Annotated in this window: 20 protein-coding genes; 5 read left to right on the top strand and 15 right to left on the bottom strand. The window is 40.1% G+C overall.

The genetic code is table 11. The features are described 5' to 3' along the window. Positions 1–346 precede the first annotated feature (346 nt). On the bottom strand, positions 347–1,825 hold the full coding sequence (locus KJB35_RS01015) for a hypothetical protein (protein WP_285468997.1): 1,479 nt from the start codon (positions 1,823–1,825) through the stop codon (positions 347–349). 461 nt (positions 1,826–2,286) lie between these two features. Here KJB35_RS01015 and KJB35_RS01020 point away from each other — a divergent pair, with 461 nt between their 5' ends. Both KJB35_RS01020 and KJB35_RS01025 read left to right on the top strand, forming a co-directional pair. Continuing rightward, complete coding sequence (locus tag KJB35_RS01020; RefSeq protein ID WP_285468998.1) at positions 2,287–4,101, top strand: methyl-accepting chemotaxis protein; 1,815 nt, start codon at positions 2,287–2,289, stop codon at positions 4,099–4,101. 173 nt (positions 4,102–4,274) lie between these two features. Continuing rightward, positions 4,275–4,802: a hypothetical protein gene (locus tag KJB35_RS01025; RefSeq protein ID WP_285468999.1), complete on the top strand. Its 528-nt coding sequence runs from the start codon at positions 4,275–4,277 to the stop codon at positions 4,800–4,802. Between the two features lie 228 nt (positions 4,803–5,030). Here the strand turns inward: KJB35_RS01025 and KJB35_RS01030 are convergent, their stop codons facing one another. Both KJB35_RS01030 and KJB35_RS01035 read right to left on the bottom strand, forming a co-directional pair. After that, a complete protein-coding gene (locus KJB35_RS01030; protein WP_285469000.1) occupies positions 5,031–5,681 on the bottom strand; it encodes a porin in 651 nt (216 codons plus the stop codon). A gap of 446 nt (positions 5,682–6,127) precedes the next feature. Next, positions 6,128–6,838, bottom strand: a complete 711-nt coding sequence (locus KJB35_RS01035; RefSeq protein WP_285469001.1) for a hypothetical protein — start codon at positions 6,836–6,838, stop codon at positions 6,128–6,130. Positions 6,839–7,041: 203 nt separating this feature from the next. Here KJB35_RS01035 and KJB35_RS01040 point away from each other — a divergent pair, with 203 nt between their 5' ends. Beyond that, positions 7,042–7,524, top strand: coding sequence for a hypothetical protein (locus KJB35_RS01040; protein ID WP_285469002.1), 483 nt, complete (start codon positions 7,042–7,044; stop codon positions 7,522–7,524). 35 nt (positions 7,525–7,559) lie between these two features. Here the strand turns inward: KJB35_RS01040 and KJB35_RS01045 are convergent, their stop codons facing one another. From KJB35_RS01045 to KJB35_RS01065, 5 genes are all read right to left on the bottom strand, one after another. Then, entirely contained in the window at positions 7,560–7,874 is a 315-nt protein-coding gene (locus KJB35_RS01045) for a hypothetical protein (protein WP_285469003.1), read from the bottom strand. Positions 7,875–7,953: 79 nt separating this feature from the next. Beyond that, positions 7,954–8,616, bottom strand: a complete 663-nt coding sequence (locus KJB35_RS01050) for a hypothetical protein (protein ID WP_285469004.1) — start codon at positions 8,614–8,616, stop codon at positions 7,954–7,956. 60 nt (positions 8,617–8,676) lie between these two features. Continuing rightward, entirely contained in the window at positions 8,677–9,318 is a 642-nt protein-coding gene (tmk, locus tag KJB35_RS01055) for a dTMP kinase (RefSeq protein ID WP_285469005.1), read from the bottom strand. Between the two features lie 71 nt (positions 9,319–9,389). Then, positions 9,390–9,917 (bottom strand): hypothetical protein, encoded by a 528-nt coding sequence (locus tag KJB35_RS01060; protein ID WP_285469006.1) that lies wholly within the window; start codon positions 9,915–9,917, stop codon positions 9,390–9,392. A gap of 76 nt (positions 9,918–9,993) precedes the next feature. After that, positions 9,994–10,551 (bottom strand): hypothetical protein, encoded by a 558-nt coding sequence (locus KJB35_RS01065; RefSeq protein WP_285469007.1) that lies wholly within the window; start codon positions 10,549–10,551, stop codon positions 9,994–9,996. Positions 10,552–10,912: 361 nt separating this feature from the next. On the opposite strand from KJB35_RS01065, the gene KJB35_RS01070 reads away from it, so the two are divergent. Further along, a complete protein-coding gene (locus tag KJB35_RS01070) occupies positions 10,913–12,484 on the top strand; it encodes a hypothetical protein (protein WP_285469008.1) in 1,572 nt (523 codons plus the stop codon). 47 nt (positions 12,485–12,531) lie between these two features. Here KJB35_RS01070 and KJB35_RS01075 read toward each other — a convergent pair whose 3' ends face one another. Both KJB35_RS01075 and KJB35_RS01080 read right to left on the bottom strand, forming a co-directional pair. Next, positions 12,532–13,740, bottom strand: coding sequence for a hypothetical protein (locus tag KJB35_RS01075; protein ID WP_285469009.1), 1,209 nt, complete (start codon positions 13,738–13,740; stop codon positions 12,532–12,534). Between the two features lie 162 nt (positions 13,741–13,902). Beyond that, positions 13,903–14,454 (bottom strand): hypothetical protein, encoded by a 552-nt coding sequence (locus KJB35_RS01080; protein WP_285469010.1) that lies wholly within the window; start codon positions 14,452–14,454, stop codon positions 13,903–13,905. Between the two features lie 167 nt (positions 14,455–14,621). On the opposite strand from KJB35_RS01080, the gene KJB35_RS01085 reads away from it, so the two are divergent. Continuing rightward, entirely contained in the window at positions 14,622–14,942 is a 321-nt protein-coding gene (locus tag KJB35_RS01085; RefSeq protein ID WP_285469011.1) for a hypothetical protein, read from the top strand. Positions 14,943–14,977: 35 nt separating this feature from the next. On the opposite strand, the gene KJB35_RS01090 is transcribed toward KJB35_RS01085, so the two are convergent. The 5 genes from KJB35_RS01090 to KJB35_RS01110 form a co-directional block, all read right to left on the bottom strand. Further along, positions 14,978–15,244 carry a hypothetical protein gene (locus KJB35_RS01090; protein ID WP_285469012.1) on the bottom strand — a complete coding sequence of 89 codons (267 nt, stop codon included), beginning with the start codon at positions 15,242–15,244 and terminating at the stop codon, positions 14,978–14,980. Then, the gene (locus KJB35_RS01095) at positions 15,237–15,788 is read right to left on the bottom strand and encodes a hypothetical protein (protein WP_285469013.1); all 552 of its coding nucleotides are present in this window, start codon (positions 15,786–15,788) and stop codon (positions 15,237–15,239) included. Before KJB35_RS01095 ends, KJB35_RS01090 begins: the two co-directional genes overlap by 8 nt. Positions 15,789–15,855: 67 nt before the next feature. Further along, entirely contained in the window at positions 15,856–16,242 is a 387-nt protein-coding gene (locus KJB35_RS01100; protein ID WP_285469014.1) for a hypothetical protein, read from the bottom strand. Positions 16,243–16,303: 61 nt separating this feature from the next. Next, positions 16,304–17,419 carry a DNA polymerase III subunit beta gene (gene dnaN, locus KJB35_RS01105; RefSeq protein WP_285469015.1) on the bottom strand — a complete coding sequence of 372 codons (1,116 nt, stop codon included), beginning with the start codon at positions 17,417–17,419 and terminating at the stop codon, positions 16,304–16,306. A gap of 156 nt (positions 17,420–17,575) precedes the next feature. After that, on the bottom strand, positions 17,576–19,120 hold the full coding sequence (locus KJB35_RS01110; protein WP_285469016.1) for a hypothetical protein: 1,545 nt from the start codon (positions 19,118–19,120) through the stop codon (positions 17,576–17,578). Positions 19,121–19,310 lie beyond the last annotated feature (190 nt).

The following is a 19,310-nucleotide window of genomic DNA, read 5'->3' on the forward strand; positions in this document are numbered from 1 at the left end:
GGATTTACTTCCTATGCTCTAACTGTACGGTTCTCTTTCACACCGCCAGAAAAGCAGTCTTATTATGGTTCTTTTAGATCTAAAGTCAAATGGTTGTTCGTTACTATCTGAATTGATATTAAAAAACGGAATGAGGATACCTCAAAGATCAAGCGTATTTTGAGTGCATCAGGTGCAGTTACGGCTACAAGGCAGATGTTGTTGGCGAACTAAAGTTTTAGAGCAAGAATTCCGCCTGTTCGCCTATGGAGAATCGGTGTTAGTGTGCACCCATGTAATGGGAATTCCTCACCGAATTAGGTGAGGGAGTTATTCGTTTTAGGTTCACAAAAGATAGGTTTATGTTTTACCTCGCCCTGCTGAACGTAAGTGCATTTCCAAGCGCTTCTCTTACTGTATGACGACCTTTAGTTACTGGAATTTTGGCAAATTCAAAGCTTATTTCACACTCTTCGTTAAGAATGTCGTTTGGGATTGCTTTGAAAAGCTGCTGAGTCGAGTTTACGTAGAAGGATAAGTCTTTCATCCCATTTGTTAGTGTGTAGTCCAATGAGGCAATAGTCCTGTTGATTAGGATAGAGAGTCCATCAGGAAACTCTTTTAACCCCAAGTCTTGCGACAAAGTTTCTGCGCAAAACTCAGTATCGTAAAGAATGTCATGTAGTTCTTTTTGGATATGGAACAGGTAACCAATCTTAGGTATCAAATCAGCTTTGCCTAGCAGTGATTTTGTTTGAGCAAGGGTTGAATGCTCATACATCTTGAATATGTGGATCAGGTGACGTCTGACATTAGTTTCTAGGTCGTTGAGAGTGTAGTCTCTGTTGGCAAGCTTGCCTTGTATTTCAAGGCGCATTCGACCTAGATATGAACCTCCCCAATCAAGCTCCCTAACGTCAGCTTCTTGTAATAAATGGCTCTGTAAATTATCCACCAGCAAGCGCTCCTCAAGCAGGTTAAGAAGTGATATATCTCGGTATTCCAACTTAGAGTAATCACCATCAACAGACTCAACGGGATGTGCTAAATCAAGCATTACAGAGTCTTTAAAAGCCTTAGATGCGAAGTTTTGTTCTAGGGAAGGCATACCAGTCGTATACTGCTCAAAGTCCCCCTCGGTTCCACACAGGGTCAATAACTGCTTCAAGTATCTATCAGTAAGGTCTTTGGTCAAACCAAGTTCTGAAACTAACGTCGGCATTCTGCAAATAGCATTAAACTGTTGAACTGAGCCATATTTAACCAAGTAGCTTGCTAAAGGGCGTTCACCATCCTTGTCTACTATTTTTCGCCTAAGTGTTTCGTGACACTCGATTATATAGTCTCGGTTGAGGTTGCTCTGTATTACGGCTAGTGGATAAATCTTTCGACCAGACGATAAATGCTCAAAAGCAGATTTTGCTACCTCTACACAACTAACATCGCCAAGTTGGCTTGAATCGACAATGACGTGGGGCTCGCATAGGATTTCTGCATCTGAAAAGACCTTGCCGTTTTGAATTACCGATACATACAAAGGTGCTTTAAGGAACACGTTTGTTGGTGTGTGCTTGTGTCCCGAGGTCGTGATCACAAACATGCCCTGTATAGACCAATGTTCAGATTGAAGCTCTAACAGTGTCAGGTTCGACTCTTCAAAAATGTTTGTCAGGCGTTCATCTTTAGCTTTGTCTGGTAGGGAAGCTAGTAGTGAGTTGGTGTTCTTAAACCCTTCTGCCTTGGATAGTTTGTACTGCGTGGTGCTGAGATTTGTATTAAAAGCTAGAGAGGCTGCTCTTGAAAAGCTATGAAACTCTTTCTTCGAGGCATAGGTGTTTCTAGTCATTTTGAGACTCCGTTTATGGATGACCTTTTTGCTAGTAGTTGCTCTCATTACCACTTGCTTAGGTCTAAACAAGTGTCTTTATATATGACGATACATTTAACAGTGAGTCATGATTTTGTGCCAAAACGCCTGTGAGCGTCGAGAGCGGCAGAGATTTACTTCTCGTGCTTTTCCTGTCAATCCTCTTTCATATTCACAGATAAGCGCATTGATTATGGCATTGTCGGTTGCTATGTCAATGATTGCCAAGAAATCTTACGATTATTTTTTATCAAATTTTGTAGTGTCTACAACTTAACTTGAGAGCTTTCAGTCCCTTTAAATCTGGGTTTCTTTGGTATTAATTGCATCAATTTAAATTAGGCTGCAACATTGGTTGCGGGAATGTTTTTGATGAGTATTTGCTCAATTGGCTTGAGGTCAGTGCAAGTAAAACAATACCTTTATGAAAAAAAGGAACGATGAATATAAAGTCAAAACTATTTCTGTTTACTGGGTTAGCCACAGGAACTATCGGCGGTGTGTTGGTAATGGATGCTCACTTTGATAAAGAAACCTCAAAAATTGAATCTTTAAAGGCAGATATAAACTATCTGAACAAAGAGTTACTTTCTCTGAGAAGAAATGAGAAAGATTTTTTGATGAGGCTTGATGATAAGTATCTGGCGAGACATGCTGGCAATATGACAGACTTTTATGAAAAGTCAGGAGAGATGAAGGCCAAGCTTTTAGAGCTGGGCTTGCCAATTGAACAACTGGGTAATGTTGAGAGCTTAATTGGTGACTATGCAGCAAACTTTGAGAAAGTGGTTAATGGATTGACAGAGATCGGTGACATGGCTCTAGATAAAGGAGTGCTGGAGAACGCGGGGAATCAACTGAGGGTGATAACTCAGATGCCTGAATTTGATGCGAAAACATCAATGTCCATCGTCCTTTCTATCTCTGAGTACCTCAATACACCAGATAAAGAAAGATATCAGAGGGTGTTGAAGGCTTATGAATCTATGGAGGGTTCAAACAAAATTGAATTTGGTTACATGGTCAAGCTGATCAAGGACATACATAATATGTACCTAGAGCTCGGGTATTCTGACTCAGAGGGATTGAGGCTGGAAATGCGTAAGGCGACTCATGCTGCCGAGAAAACGTTTGAACAAATGCAGAAGTCGACTGGTTTATCGGCTAAAGAGGCAATGGATTACAATTCTAAGATTGAGTGGGCGATTATCATAGCTCTTTTTTCTTGCTTGCTGGTGGCTCTTCTAATGCTAGTTAAGCGCATTACATCTCGCGTTGAAACAGCGGTAGAACAAATTGAAAACTTATCTGAAAATCTGGATTTTAGTGTGCCGTTTACTGTGGATGCCAATGATGAGATAGGCAACATCCAAGAAAGCATGAATAAGCTAATTAGTTCATTTGCAAAGGTAGCAAAGCAAGTTCAGGAAAATGCAGGTGAATTGAATGTGACATCAAAGACCTTAAATAAACAAGCAAGCGATATGGCTTCATCAGCAACAATTCAAAGCGAAAGAACTCAAGAGGTCAAAGAGGCTATAACAGGTTTGAATCTAAGCATTGCTGAAGTGAACGTTGCAACAGAAGAGGGGGTTTTTAACAGCGTTCGCCAAAGTTCAGTTAAGGCCACTGAAGGAAAATCCGAGGTTGAAGGCGTTGCTAAGTTAATTGAATCACTTAGTGAGGAACTGAATGGTTCAGCTGCTGACATGCAAGACTTGGCAGTTCTATCAAGCGGGGTATATAGGATTGTGGAAGCTATTAGAGATATAGCTGATCAAACTAACTTGTTGGCACTAAATGCAGCAATAGAGGCGGCTCGCGCTGGAGAGCACGGTAGAGGATTTGCCGTTGTGGCAGACGAAGTTAGGAGCTTGGCGAATAAGACACAGGGTTCTACTGAAGAGATTTCAGAAATTATAAACACGATACAACAACAAACAGACAAAGTTGTAACGCGCATACAGGCATGTAAGGATCACGGAGACAATAGCGTTGATAAGATTTCAGTTGTCTCGGGCAGTATTGAAGGAATCATCGCTGATATTGCTTCTGTTGTGTCATCTACAGAGCAGATAGTAGCAGAACTACAGAGTCAAAAAGAGTCAGCCGATATGATTACTCAATCAATGAATGAAATAGGCGATTTAGCGCTCGTTAGCAAGGATGTATCTGATAATAATTCTAGAATAGCTCAAGAGATAGAGTCAAAATCAAACCAGATGAATGACTCGATAGAAGCGTTCAAGTTATAGAGGCTTGGATTTATTCTGTTGCTCCATCAAAGGGAGCAGCCTTAAAGACAAGTCGTTTGCTTAAAACATTGAACAAGAGAAAAATGGTTGCAATCAAAAAATGATTGCAACCATTTTTTGATTGTAATATTGTCGACTCATCCGCTTAACATAAACAAGCGCTTGGAGAAAACATGAAAATCGAAATCCTAACCGCCGTCGCTTACGGAGCGGTAAAAAATGAACTGCGCCCATACGTTATTGACGTTTTGAAAGAAAACAAGAGCGCTTACGAAGCAGCCGTTGAGATGGGCAATGTTCATCTACAAACAACGATTCGTAATAACGTACATAAAGTAAGAGTGATTATGGATCGGTTGTTAACTGATTCAATTCGCAAAGACTTAACGCTTGATATCGAACAATACAAATCCTTAGATGTTGAAACTAACAGCGTTGAACAGGTATGCGGTTATGTGCAGTTTTCACTAAGTTACGTTAATAATAGTGAAGAAGAACGCCGTACATATATCACTAATTTTAATGGCGAGGGCAAGCATTACTACCCTGATCAAACAGATCAGACTCCTGATTTCGGCAAGCACATAGCTGATTCATACGGCCTGACAGTTGGTGATTATATTGATTATGTGAATGATATTGCGCAAGGTATTGCACGAGAAATAGCAGAGGGCGCAAAAAAATACGGCGTCCCAAATTAATTACAAAACCATGATCTGGCTGGATTTATTTTTAACCGATGCGTAGGTTATTACGCAGCCAAGTTACCATAAGTAGCCTCAAACATAAGCTTGAGGTTACATTTTCCATTCTCAAAGCAAACGCCTTAGCTTTACTCGGTCAGCTACCCTTATAAGTTAAAAGCTCTTTGATTTTCGAAAAAAAATGCCACCGGAGGTGGTGGCATATGAAAAGCATTGTTTGACGACTTACCAAGCGTAAGTTGCACCAAATACGAAAGCGTTGTTTTCATTGTCCGCCTGATTGCGGAATTCAAAGTACGGTTGAACACCTGCACGTGTCCAAGTAGCTCGAAGTTCGTGATCCATGACGCTAGCGTCAATCATGTATACATTGTTGTAGCTTAGGCTCAGAGCTTCGCTTGGCGAGTAAGCAACTCTGTTATCCATACGGAAGTCAGTGTCTGAATCAGAATCTGTTGCGTCGATGTGTGCGCGGGTACGGTTACTGATAGCAACCCCATTTTCAAAGTTGTAGCCAATCTTAATCAGTGGGCGATATTGAATACTGTCGCCTTGGCTAAGTAAGTGTTGGTATCCTGCTGCCACCCAAAGATTAGGGCTGATCGAGTAAGACTGCTCTACGCCTACCGTAAGGAATGCAGGGTAAGCAACTTCAGTTCCTTTTAACTCACCAAGTTGGATGCCGTCGATCTCAGAATATGCAGTAAGACCGCCGATTTCATTTGTAAACGTATGCCCCGCTTCAATCGTTGATGTTGCACTAGAGCCGTGTAAATCATCTGAGTGAAGTTGAACGTTACCTGTAACGTATGTGCCAGCAAATGCGCTAGCAGTGAAAAGCATTGGGATTGAGCCTAGGATTAGGGACTTTTTCATGTTATCTCCATTAGTTATTTTGTCGCCACTTTTGTTTATTTCTAGTGGCTCTGTCTATGTAGTAATAATGCCACATATAAATTCACTCAATGAAATAAGTTTTGTGGCATTATTAACCAAGTCACAAAATAACCATCTTTTAGACTAAAAAGTATGCTGTCCGAGTGTTTTCGCTAAAGGCTATTTTTTCCTTCTTTGTTCGATCAAACCGCTCATCTTGTCAATCAGTGTCTGGCTTGCAAAAATTGCAGGGATAACATCTTTGCTTTTACATTCTTTTTTTGTTGATTGGATTACAACAAGCATGTCATAACGCAATGTGTAACTCTCGGTTTTCTTGTTATTGAAAACTTTACACATTGGCAGAAAGGAGAGCTCGGTTTTATCTCCGAGCCAAATTAGGAATCTTGTTAGATATGATCGATCTTCTTTCATTGGGCTACCACCTATTTGCTGTTGTACTTAGTGTCATTATCAACAATCTCGTTATTGTCTTTTCTGATTAAGAGAAACTCATTTGAAAATTCTTGCGCAAGAGTTATGAGCTGACGTCGACGCTCATCTTTTTTTCGCTCAATTTGTAATTGTTCTTCTTCTCTAGCGTTAGCTTCATCTTCTTTTTTCTTTTGAGTGATCTCGCTTGATAAACTTGCAATCACCTCGTCACTAGACTCCAATTCACCCAATGAAACCATCACTTCTACGGTGAAATTAGTCGAATCATCTTCGGCTAAAACATCAAAGTTTAATTGACCGCCTTCTCCATCAACAGCATAAAGGAGCCCGTCATAACCCATTAGTTCTGCTTTCTTTTCACCAACAACTTCTGCTTTGTTAATGACAGCACTTGAGTGGGTAAGGAAATACTTAATGTCTTCGATAGAACAGTCGTTGTGTTTATGTGTTTTGGCTAGTTCAAGGATGTCATCATGCGAAACGGTAACACTAGCAAGTGTGGTAGCAGGACAGCAGCTGCATGGAGGAATGTCCTCAAAAAAGACACACACATGGTCAAGATTGTACTCAACTTTTTGAATCGAAGCGTTTTGTCCGCTGCATTTCGATGTAGCAAGGTCATCGATAGCGTGCCAGCGCACAAAGTTAAATGTCTGATCGATTATACCAAAAAATCGCTTTAGATTTACTGTTTGAACCATATGCAAAATCCTTTAGTTCATTGAGAGTTAAGGAAATAAGCTAATTATTGTATATTAGGCAAGTCATTGTAACAATTGGGTATTTACTTCTGATTGATAAAAATTCGCTATCAAAGATTTCTTTGATGCAATGACAAAATTCCTTTCACTTTATGCAACTAAAGGATATTCTTCGTCGTAATCAGAATTATGGAGATTAGACTGTGATTGATAACTACACCTTGATTGAGTTCGATCAGCACAAGTTGGCAATTCTTCTCGCGTCTAAAGTAGAGGACGACCGAGGGTTTATTAAGTTCTTCCGAAAGGAAATCGCATCCGCACTTGATGACGAAAAGTTATTACAAGAAGCGGCAATGCATGGGAACGGCATTCCTGTGAAACTAGCCAAGGAAGTTATAGCAGAGAATAACTATGTGGCTCCGTTTAAGCCTCTTTTACCAGCTGAGGTCGATTTCACGAACCTAAATCTAATTGACCACCGAAGCTTCTTTAATGATATGGAAGGGCAGTATTCAGGTGTGTTCTTTAAGTACAAGGAAGTAGGCTCTAAGGGAGAGCGGTTAGAGTACGGGTACACAGTTGTGGACTTCAACTTGAACGAAGACCCAAAGGAAGCGTTGATTCATTCTCTAAAGACCATTGGTGGTTTGAAAGTTACGCCTGTTGTCGGTGAATTGTTCTAGCCTTACGCGTGCCTTCACAAAGGTGTGAAGGCATTCTAATAAGGTTTTATCCAACCTAACTTAAGAGCTTCGCAGTTTAGAATAAACAGTTTCTTTAAGTCTATATCGGGAACAGTTTTGTCCATATTGCAAAGCTTCACATCAAACTCAGATAGTGAAAAGTAGTTTGTGCCACGAACGAAGCCATTAATCTCGTTGCCTTTCATGCGTATCTGGCAAATGTCTCTAAATATGAAGTCGTTTCCGTTAAAGCTGTAGTTCACGAAGGCAGCTATGATTTGACCTTCATTGAGCCTTGACCAAAGTTCTTGGTAATCGGTGTTTAGGTTGTAAGGGTTTTCTGAATTCACTTTATTTGCGCCATTATTTTATTTTTATTGCTGACGGCAACTCCGTCAGCAATATTAGATATATTTCTTTTTGTCGATGTTAGTCAGTTTGGACTTCGATAGTTTGGTAAAAGTGACGTGGTGCTGAACCCCAATTCTTCGCCTGCTGGTGGACTCTATGCGGTTTAATTTCGTGAGCTGATGGGTCGCCTTCGAATTTCAGTGAAACCCCCAACCTTGGGTAAGAGTAAAGACTACGCTTACCTTTGTAGTTTAAGAATGATGTATCAAGTTCTTCAATTGAACGGTAAACATCTACATCAAAAACGTACAAATCATTCTCAAGGTTAATATTGATACTACAAACAAAACAATGGTTGTTAGCAAGAAAGGCTATATCATAGATGTGATTGTTTTCATAAACATCATCGTTGTCGTAAGAGTTTAAGCAGCGTACTTCGATACTTTTGTCGTTAATCGTCATACTGAAATCAAAACTATCGTAAGCATCAACTTGGTTTGTGGAAATGTGTTCAACTTTTTCTCGAATGGCGTGAAGAAAAACATCTGAGTCAATTGAAAAAGGACAAATTGAAGAACTTCCAAGTAGTACTTGTTCTTCGATTGCGGTATCTCGCAGAACGGTTTTCGTTTTACTAAGTTCGCTAATGTCACTGGAGCCATCCCAGTTGTGGACTTTGAAGTCTTTTAAGGTCTCTAGGACTAATTCTTTTAAAGATCGGGCAATGTGATTATTCTGCATTCGAATCTATTCTCCTGAGTGAAAAATGAGACTTCATCCAAAAGGATGAAGTCGCGTAAATTAAACAATATTGTCTTGGAGCCAGAGCGACAATTTGATCATTATGTCATTCTGTACTGACTTAATGTCTTTTGATGCGTCGATGATAATCGTGTTCGGGTCAGAGGTTGCAAGTTCAAGGTATTTCGCTCTTACTCGCTCAAAGAATTCAAGATCCATTTGCTCGATTCGGTCAAGCTCTCCGCGTCCACGAGCTCGTTCAAGACCTATCTTCGGTTCAACATCCATATAGATGGTCAAATCGGGCTTAAAGCCATCTAGAGTTAGATTTGAGATAACCTCAATTGTTTCGTCGGGGATTCCTCTTCCGCCGCCCTGATATGCACGGGTGGAGAGATCATGTCGGTCACCTATGACCCACTTGCCGGACTCTAGAGCAGGTTTGATAACACCTTCTACAAGCTGGTGTCTTGCTGCATAAAGGATTAGTAACTCCGATTTATCATAGAGCTCTTCTTTTTCGTAACTAAAACCATCTGCTTTGACAATACCTCGAAGAGCTTCAGCAACGGGGGTTCCCCCCGGTTCGCGAGTGTCAATTTTTGAAATAAAATGGTCTTTTAAAACTTGTTCGATTAAAGATGTAGCATTCGTCTTGCCTGCACCCTCAATCCCTTCTACCACTATGTACTTGCCTTTCATTGCATTCCTGTTGGGCGTTAACCCCTTTCTTATTAGATTAAAATTCTAAAGAATGGTTTTAAAGAGTTCCGTTATTCGGAAAACGTAATTATTTCCATTTCTTCAAAGTTTTCATGAAGAACAAGTTCAACTATTGAGCCCTTGTAGCGTGCAATCAAAGAAACTCTAGGGTAAGTATCTAAAACAAATTTGTAAGCATCATCGAAAGTTGCTTTGCTGTTTTTTCTAGCCATCATGGAGCAACTAGTTGCGTCACGATGGTTGCAAGATTTCAGTATGTAGTCGATCAAAATTGTGGCGTAATTTACGCGCCATTCAACCTCATCTTTAAGGCGATTCTTGAAGTTTTTGTCTGACTCAGACAGCTCGTTACATACAGTTTCCCACTCATGCATACACGGATGAAAATCTGGTAGTGACAAAACTTGATGTTTTTTGCCTGCATGTGCAAATGGGAATGCGTATGTAAGGACATCGTTGTACGCAAGTGTTAGGGCTAAGTCATCAGAAAGGTGAATAAGCTCACCAAAAACCTTATCGAAGTCAGAGTGCCCTTCGGGCTTGAAAAGGTTGCGCTCTGGCTTAACTATGTATTCCATAGCGCTTCCTATGACCTCTAAGCAAGAACTAATCTTCTCAAGGTTATTTTGAGTTTCAAGTGAATGCATTTACATTTTACCTTAGTCTCATTCTGGAGTTTGGCGAGGACGGTTTGTCTTCACCGAGAATTTTCATTACTTCATCAAAAGTGGAATGATCGCCGTTTCGGTTGTAGTCCTTTACCTTATCACTAGCCTTGGTACATTCTCTCTTGTAGTCATTGCCATCATTCTTCTTGAATATTCCGTGCGCTACAATGAGTTTGTTTGAATCTCTAGTAACCAAGAATCGAATCGGTTTGTTTCTTTTATCTATAGAGAGTTGTTGGATTTTTTGTTTTCTACCTCCACCAGCATTTAAGTAATTACCTAACTCTATTTTATTTCCTTCCTTGTCGAGAATGCCGTCACGAGTTGAGTAAGAGTTACCAAGTGCTTTGAAGAGTGTTTTTACATCCTCAAGAGCCTCTGGATCTCGTTGTAACTCTTTGCGGCAAAATGCTTCAGCAAGACCGAGAACACGAACTTCAACTTTCTGCGAATTCATTGCAGTAGAAGGCGAAGAATTATCTCGCAATTGCTGTAAGAGGTTTTCTTTTTTTGCCTCTCGTTCTCTTTTGCGTTTTTTTGCCATTAGTGTTTTATTTTCAAATATACATAATTAGAAGCAAAAATACCAAAAAGGGCGTTGTTTGCACAAAATGCAACCAATCGCCCTGAGATTTTGAAAGAGTATGCAAGATCCTACAACGTGACGTACCACGCATAAGGTTGGTACGCATCTTACCATTGTGGCATTATAAATCAAACAAAACTTTGAATATCTGGAATTTTATTTGATGTTGATAATAAGGACTTATGCAATCAAACTGAATGATTAAGAATTGTTCAACTCCATAATTGAACTTCTGAATCATAGGTGTTTAGTTGCTCAAGTATTGAGCTAGCTCTGTTGTTCTTGTGGTGATTTATGCTTATCTTTAATTAAAAAACAGATGCTAAAGAAAAGTATACTTTGTTCAGTCATTGCCAGTATGTTCCTTACTGGCTGTGGCGGAAGTGGCGAGAGTGGAAGATATAACGAAGGGAGTCGTCCAGATTACGAAACTCCAATCAAAAAGGTAAAGATGCCGGAAGGCGTTACCTTTTATCCTATGGTGATTGAGAGTCAAGATGATGTGATAATGAGTCAGTCTTTCACCTTAGGGAGTGACTATTATGGTGATGTTGTCCATACCTACGAGAATGTAAAAATGGTAAACACATTAAATGGGAAGAGATGGTCAGCAAATTCACTTTCGACATTAGGTCAGGCGGGGCAACAGTACGTTAAAAGGCTTGCAGCGCTTGTGTCGGAAGATTCATTAACCAACTTGATGCTTAATTTTAATGAAAAAGCCACAATTATCGGTAAACCTTACAATAAGAATATCTCAACAAATCGCTTCCTAAAAACAATGATCGCTAAAGATTTGCTCAACTTCTATAACGGTGCAGAGACCATGATTGAGTACGATCCTGACAAAGATAAAAAGGCTGATAGCGAAGAAGGCGAGAACAACGAATTAGAGCTTAATCTAGCTCCATTCGTAAAGGCTTTCAATGAACTTCTAGAGAGTGGTTTGAGCCCTGCTAAGGCAGCCATGAGTGCATCTGAAAGAGTCATAGACTCTATCCTGAGGGATGAGTTAAGAGAGCAAAAGATAGCTGGTTACGAGACGCAGGTAATTGATTACTGGTTATTTAATGACAATGCGGTTAATGAAGCTTGTGGCTCTCTAAGGGGTATTAATAGTAAACGGTTATATTCTGGGTGTTTCGATTCAAATGACCTCGCGGTTGATTTCTTGAAGCTACAACAAACTCGCAAGAACACTTATGCAACTTTTATAGAGTTCCACACAATGGCTAACGGTGAGTGTTCGACATGTTCTGTGGTTAGAAATGACCGTATATTACTGCCTAAGGACTTGTATGAGCGTGATTATTTCAACAGAGTGGTCATTTCTAAGGGTATTGTGGAGATGTATCTTAAATCGCTACCTTGGGACGGGTACAGTGAGGATGATAACAGGAACAACATCCCTTGGATCATTGAAGGCACAATTTCGAATTTTGCATGGGAGAATAACATCGACTTTCAAGCCCTATCCGAACTAACGAATGAGGAGTTAGAAAGCGTCTTTAATGGTACATTTGGTTATGATGAGAGAGCGAGAACTATTTATAGCACTATCGTGGCCTACTTAACGGGTGATGTTGTTCGCTATTATGAGACTACAGGTGAGACTAAAGCCGCCTTGGCAGAAAAACGCCATCTTAAGTATGTAGGGTTTATCAATAAGCTAAAAATGTACGATCCGATGATTCATAAGGATATGAAGTCATTTATGGATGACCAGTTCAATCAGATGAACTTCCGAACTCATAAAGATGAGTTTAAATCTTTAGGTAAATCTTTAACGATTAATTCTTTCAAAGAACAAATTAGAGATCTGGCAAGAAAGATTGTAGATGAAGAGAAGGAGTATCTAACTTTCACTCAGGAATCATTCCCAGAACAATAAAACAAAAAAAAGAAGAGCTACCCCAAGCTCTTCTTTTTTGTCTGGCGTCAAAAACTTGGTTTAATGACTTTTCGATCGTTCAGCGTTCTTTCTTCAGGAATAAGGTCGGGGATGTTCTTACTATTGATAGATGTTGTTGCTTTCCTCATCCTTTCTGCGAACTCGTTGATTCTAGCTTTAAATTCACCTTCATCACCAGAGTGTTTATTAATCTCTCTTATTGATTCATAAGAAGTTATGTCTCGAATTTCATCGCCATACTTTTGGCAGATTTTGAAATAAAGAGCATCTTTAATCTTAGGTGAGGCATACGCTAATAAGTAGTTCTGACAATAACCAAGCTCATCAATGCCAGTTTCTTCCATCAGTTCGATACAGTATTCAGCACAATCGTCAACTATCTCACGAACTTCTTCAAACTGCTCCTTATTGAACATACCTTTGTCTGCCAAAGTTATTAGAGTATAGGGAACAACTACGTTAAGGATTTTTTCTTTACTCACCGCATCATAGTAAACATAGCCGCAAACATCCCTATCAGCTGGTCTAAAATCTTCAGTTATCTCAAAGTTCGCTTCTTTGCTCAGCGTTTTCATATAGATTTCTTCGCCGATATCGAATAGTTGTTCAGCTGTAGCCTTAGTTGTTTTGTCCAAGTGACACCTTAGTATATGCGAGACAACTGGTTCATCTATGTCGCCTTTATGCTTAATGAGCTCCTGATTAATATCGAGGTCTCCGTCTTCAATTTGTCTGCGATAAGTCTTTATTTCATGAATTTTATCGGGAAACACTACAGTATTTGGTCTTAATAGAAACTCTTCCTCTATCGCATAATCAGAGGCGGTTACATCCAATAGATTATCCTTGTGCACCCACGCCTCAAGTATGATTCCACCGTAGCCTGCGACTTCTTCGCTTTCATTAACCATTTTTGTATGTGATGAGGCGATTTCTTCGGTTAAATAATAGGATTTTCTTGATTCAGCGAAACCTTTCGCTTCTTCAAAATCTGGTGACCAAGATGCCGCATAAACACTTGAGTAGCCATCTTGATTTAGACTGTTCATTGTATTGGTGTGATGCGCCTTGCTATTGAGATTCATACCTCGATAAACCTTAATAAAATCCCCTTTACGATCAATACCTTCATGGTTTTCGGCAGGATATTTTTTCTGTAAATGCTCGTAAGCAGCTTCGTCTGAGAAAGGTTTCTCTTCCCTAACGTGCCTTTTTAATAAATGGTCAGTATTCATTGATTTTTATTTGTGGTGTCAGCTTTTTTTTGATTAGTATTTTGACCGAAGTGCTTTAGACATATAATAAAAAACACTTCTAAAAAATCACCATTAAGTCAACCCATTAGCATAATGTAATCATGCCTCAAGGGGTGTTGTATATGAATGGGGATTATTGGTTCACAGCTTTAGGCTAGGGGGTGACATTGATTGTTTAACGTCTAGTTTTGTCTCAATGTTATCTAACTGTGACGTGATGAAAGAAATTTCAGAGGGGTTGATCACAGCGTCGTCGTCCCATGATAGCTTGTTCAAACCAAGATCTGTCATTTTGCCAGAAATCACAATATCAATAAGTTGTGATTCATTCAGCATGGGTGTTACAAATGCACCAACTTTTTCAGTAACGTACTCTTTAACAGCTGACTCTCCCTTAGATGCTAGTTCAGAGGCGCTTGCAAGTGCATTGGAAATGTTCCATAAACCCGTTTCGTACTTCTCCAAGTCGGTAGCCATCGTGCTAGTTAGGTTTTCAAACTCGATGAGCGGCAAGTCTTTGAATCCAATATTCATAAGTGATGCACGAGCATATCTGTTCAGTCCATGCTCACTGAGGATGCTTCCATTATTTTTTAACAAATCATCGTTTGCTAAACAGACTTGCCCTCCAGCTTTTTTAAATGCCTCTGAGAGGATCGTTAATCTCTCTGTTAGTACTGTGTATTTATTCATTTTTTCTCGGTTGTGTGTACTAATAAGAATATAAACTTTTTCCAAGACAATAAAGTTGACATGATTAAATGAGGTGCATATGTGCTATGTTTTTAAAAACACTTGCGTTGTGGCATCATTGCTGATAGATTTGAGTTCGGTTCAAAAAGTTAACACAGGGGGTCGTGGTGACCAATAGCGTATACATTTCGCTTTACAAAGAAGATGCGTCGGCAATAACTTCTCATAAAATGCCTGAGATTGAATCTATCTCAAGCCTTTTTGCAAGTTGTTATGACTTAATTGATGACGATAATGCTGACAGCATTGGCGTCGACTTGGCAGTTAATGAAGATGTCATTGAGTGGATTAAAGGCATTATTTTAGATGAACTTGATTCTTGTGGTGTTTTTTCACAGATTCTTGAAAAGTGCAAAGATATGAAGAAAACCACCTTTGAGCATCTACTAGATAAGTGCCAAACACCAATTAGTATTAAAGTTCACTAATTCAATTCTTAGATAAAGGCTCGATCATCGAGCCTTTATTGTTTTTGTAGTCCAGTGTAGCCAAGCTTAATTAACTCACCTTCGAGGTGTCGCAAGATACTTTTTTTGTAAATAACCACTGCACTCCAGTAAGAGCACTCAAGTTTCTTTGCATCACTCCATAGTTTGTTGTCAACATCGATCGGTATCTCGAAGTATTGTTCAACCAAGTCATCAAGTAACTTGTGAGCTTTATTGATTTCGACATCGAGCTTTCGAATGGAGCTTTCGAACTTCTCATCATCTATCATCAAACTATCCAAATTGATGCTCCTCAAAGATATGGTTTAGACCAAGATCTTCGATAATCTCGTATGGCACCGCCCATGAAAAACCTCTAACCGTACAGGTTTCCATTAGCTTTTCATCTTTAGCATTTTCCGATGTGAGATATTTTGCATCCGGCACGATACCAACACGAGCTAGATCAAGCCTGTCTGCATCATGGCAAGCTGCTATTGTAGGGTTGTCACTGTGTGTACCGTCACTGTGCGTGGCGCAAGCCTCTTTTAAGATTTCAATATCATCTCTGTTAAGGAATAGTTCATCCTTGAATTCTTCAATAAAGGCTGCGGCACGTGAACCATGCAGGGGGTCTTCGTATTCATTTTCACGGCAGCAGTCATGAAATAAGGCAAACCAGAAAACGACTTGTCTATTGACTCTATCATCTAAAGAGGCGAGATGAAGTCCATTACTCATAACTCTACACCAATGCAATATACCATGCTCACTACGAACGAGGTTGAACTCAAACCTATCTAGTATCGCGTCTACTGTATCTGGATTGAACTTGATGTTATGCATAAGGGCTCTCTTTGTCTGCTTGAGGTCATTCTAACTTTCAATGATGACGTATGAATACAATTTTTTCTTAATTTGCGCTAATGCGTTTAGATCTTTCTGCTTTTTGCTCAGAAATTGCTTGGCGGCGGCCTCTGTGCCAGTGGCGGCGAGCTCTGCGCTTAAAGTCACTGTCGTATTCTCCAAACATTTGTCTTAATGATTTTGTGTTGACGCGACCTTCGTCTAGAGAGCAAAATCCTTTGTCGAGCCATTCTTCAGAATGATATTTAATGTGGTTTTTCTTATTGCAGGAAGGACAAGGTATGTCGCCACCAGAGTCTAAGTACGAGTTACCTTCATCATCAACGCCACCGCTATCCATATCCCATAGATATCCGTCAATGCACTCACTATCAAGATAGTGCGCTCCGAACTCATTGCCTTGATAAGTGCAGCCAAGCTTTTTATCTTTCATTCTATTTTCTCCATTAATAAAAAAGGAGAGCAGTAAACTCTCCTTGTAGAACTAATTCACATCATAGTCGAATAGGCATGACGATGAAGAAGATGTCAGGCGTGTCTGTCCCAACCACAACACAGCTTGAGTTAGCTTCCCCTTGTTTCAATAACACTTCATCTGACTCTAGAGCACCCAGTGCATCTAGCATATAGGAGCCGTTGTATCCCACACGAAGGTCGGGCTGGCCTTGGTAATCTGACACATCTAGATATTCTACAGCTTCCTCGTGCTCAGCGTTTTTCGCCTTAATAGTGACTGACGGGGTATTGTATAAGACTTCGATTCCACGAAATTTCTCGTTACTTAGGATCATTGCAAGTTTGATTTTGCTAATGAGCTCCTGTCGGTTTACACGAGTGATGTTATCGGCATTGCGAGGGATTACACGTCTGTAATCTGGGAATCGTCCATCAATTAACTTTGAAGAAATGCGGATGACACCAAGGTCAATGATCAGGCTGCTTGAGGATACTTGAAGTGTCACTTCGCCATCCACATTGTCAATAAGCTTTACAATCTCTGAAACTGATTTTCTTGGAGTAATGAAATGGCACGCATCCTCAGTGGTTTTTTGAGTATTTGCAGCCGAAGATGCAGCAGCAAGACGGTGACCATCAGTACCAACACAAGTTAGAGTGTCACCTTGTGCCTCGAAGAACACGCCGTTTAAGTAGTATCGAACATCTTGGTTAGCCATTGCGACCGATGCTTTTTGCATTAGGGTCTTAAGGTCTTTCTTAAGGAGTGCAATACTTGCGTTTACTTCGTAAGACTCTGTGTTAGGGAAGTCATTTGCTGACAAGCTATTCATTGTAAAACGGCTACGACCATTGCTAAGAATGACATTGCCGTCTTTCAGGGTGAATGTGAGGTTTGCACCGCTAGGGAGACTTTTGACAATATCAATCACTTTGCGAGATGGGATGGTGATAGCACCAGATTCAATGATTTCACAGTCATTAATGGTTGCTACAAGTTCGATCTCTAAGTCGGTTCCTGTAATTTTAAGACACCCTGATGTGGTGTCGAAAAGGAGGTTCCCTAGAATTGGCAGCGTTGGGCGACCGCCTACAACAGAGCCGACCTTTACTAAGGGGTTTAATAGAGCGTCTTTATTGATTTTGAATTTCATGGGAATGACTCATTTAAAATATTTGAGCCATTATACCACATTGCGATAATGCCACAAATGTTTTTTAAAAACATTTGACTGGCTGTTTTTGGGATATGAAATCAAGCCTTTTAAAATAGCAAAGGAAGAAGGTGCTAGCGAACCTAACACCAAAAACTACATAATATGGAATCGTGCAGCCTGTTCCTTAAGTCGTGTTAATAAGGCATCGAGGAAGCCTGACTTTTGCAAGCCAGCATAAATCACCTTTGGGGTGCTTTCGTCACTCGGATACTCATCCAAGCATTCAGCACCAATTTCATTAACAAATGCCATAAGAGCATCATGTGTTACTTCACGTGCAAGATAACAGGCAGCGATGGTCATCTGATTAGCAAAAGGCGCTTGTTTTTCGGCATCAGTGAGATAGTTTTGAGCTACTTCGTTTAGGAGCTCAATGTTTTGAAAGCTATTAGCCCAACACATTAACTCGTTACGGATTTCGTAGTCTCCGCAAGCAATCTTTTTCTCAAGGCTATTTGATAAGTCATTGAAGCTTTCTTGTAGGTTCCCATCTAGCAATGAGACTTCTTGATAGAGATCTCCACCGAGACTACTCTCGTCGTTTACAATACGGCGGATTCCTACTGCAATCTTCTCTGCGTTTTCTTCAAGAATATTCTTAATACCGTACGTAGAGTAAAGGATAAACTCATTCAATAAACTGACTGATGGTTCCTCATGATTTGGTGAGACTGGTTTATCTCCCTTTGGAGAACAAAATTCATCATTCGCAAACAAACTGTGCTTAGGTGTATTTTTTTTGATTACGTAACCTACCTGTTCAAGTGTGCCATAGCCAGAAACGACCGCACGACGAATGTCATTTGTAGAGTAAACTTCCTTATCGATACCTAAGAGACGTAATACATCCTCAGTTAACGCTACTTCAGGCTCAGTTGCGGAGTTGCTGTTAGCTTCCATGGTGTAAAGGTAAGGAAGTGAGTACGCATCAATGAGCTCGAACGCATCAATGAGAGCGGTGTTTTCATCTTGGTAGGTTTGGTAATCACCAGCACCTGTAACCGAGATAGTTACAAGTCCACCATTATGGGTTTGATTTTTGTATTCCAAAAGCGAGCAGGTTTGAACGGCTTTAAGCATGATTTCCTTAAGCTCTTTCTTGTTTACGCTTGGAAGCTGAAATAAATCAAACCATGAAAGTTGGTCAATATCAACGCTGTTCATGAAGCGAGTAACGTCTGGTTGTACGTTGAATTGATGTGAGCCTTTCTCTTGTTTTTTTAGAAAACTAACAAGTGTGTTTTCATTGAAACCTTCTTTGGTGTAAGGCAATGATTTGGCGATTTGAGAGCGGAGCCAAGAAGCCTTTTGACGATACTGACCTTTAGTTCCCTCTGTGAGTGCCTTGTTTAGGTTGTGGCTGAGTGCTTGCCATGCTGAGTTTGTGAAAGGCAAGAATTGGGTCATTTCGTCAGTAAGATTGACTCGAACCTCTTTTGGGTAGAGAACATCGATAGCATCCGTAGAGAGATGTTCTTTACCGAGCTTTGAAACTTTACTCACTACATCTACTTCGATACCAAATGAAGAACCATGTTCTTTGAAGTAATTTAAGAGTTCTTTATTTTCGCTCGACAGGGAGTCGAAACTTTTGCGATCTAGTTTAAGAACTTCAGCGAGTTTGAATTGTGTAGACATACTTATACCTATAGATGTGTGTGAACTTGGTCTCTCGATTTATTACCTTTCACACACTTTGTATTTCGTATGTGCGATGTAACTTTTGTATTTAACTTAATGCTCAATAACCCATTTACCAACCACCAATAAGGTGTCGAGAGTTTACGCAGGCTGGGGTGGCCTATCGCAAGGCGAGCTTCACGCTATC

Source organism: Vibrio sp. D431a (genome assembly GCF_030248655.1).
Classification (GTDB): domain Bacteria; phylum Pseudomonadota; class Gammaproteobacteria; order Enterobacterales; family Vibrionaceae; genus Vibrio; species Vibrio alginolyticus.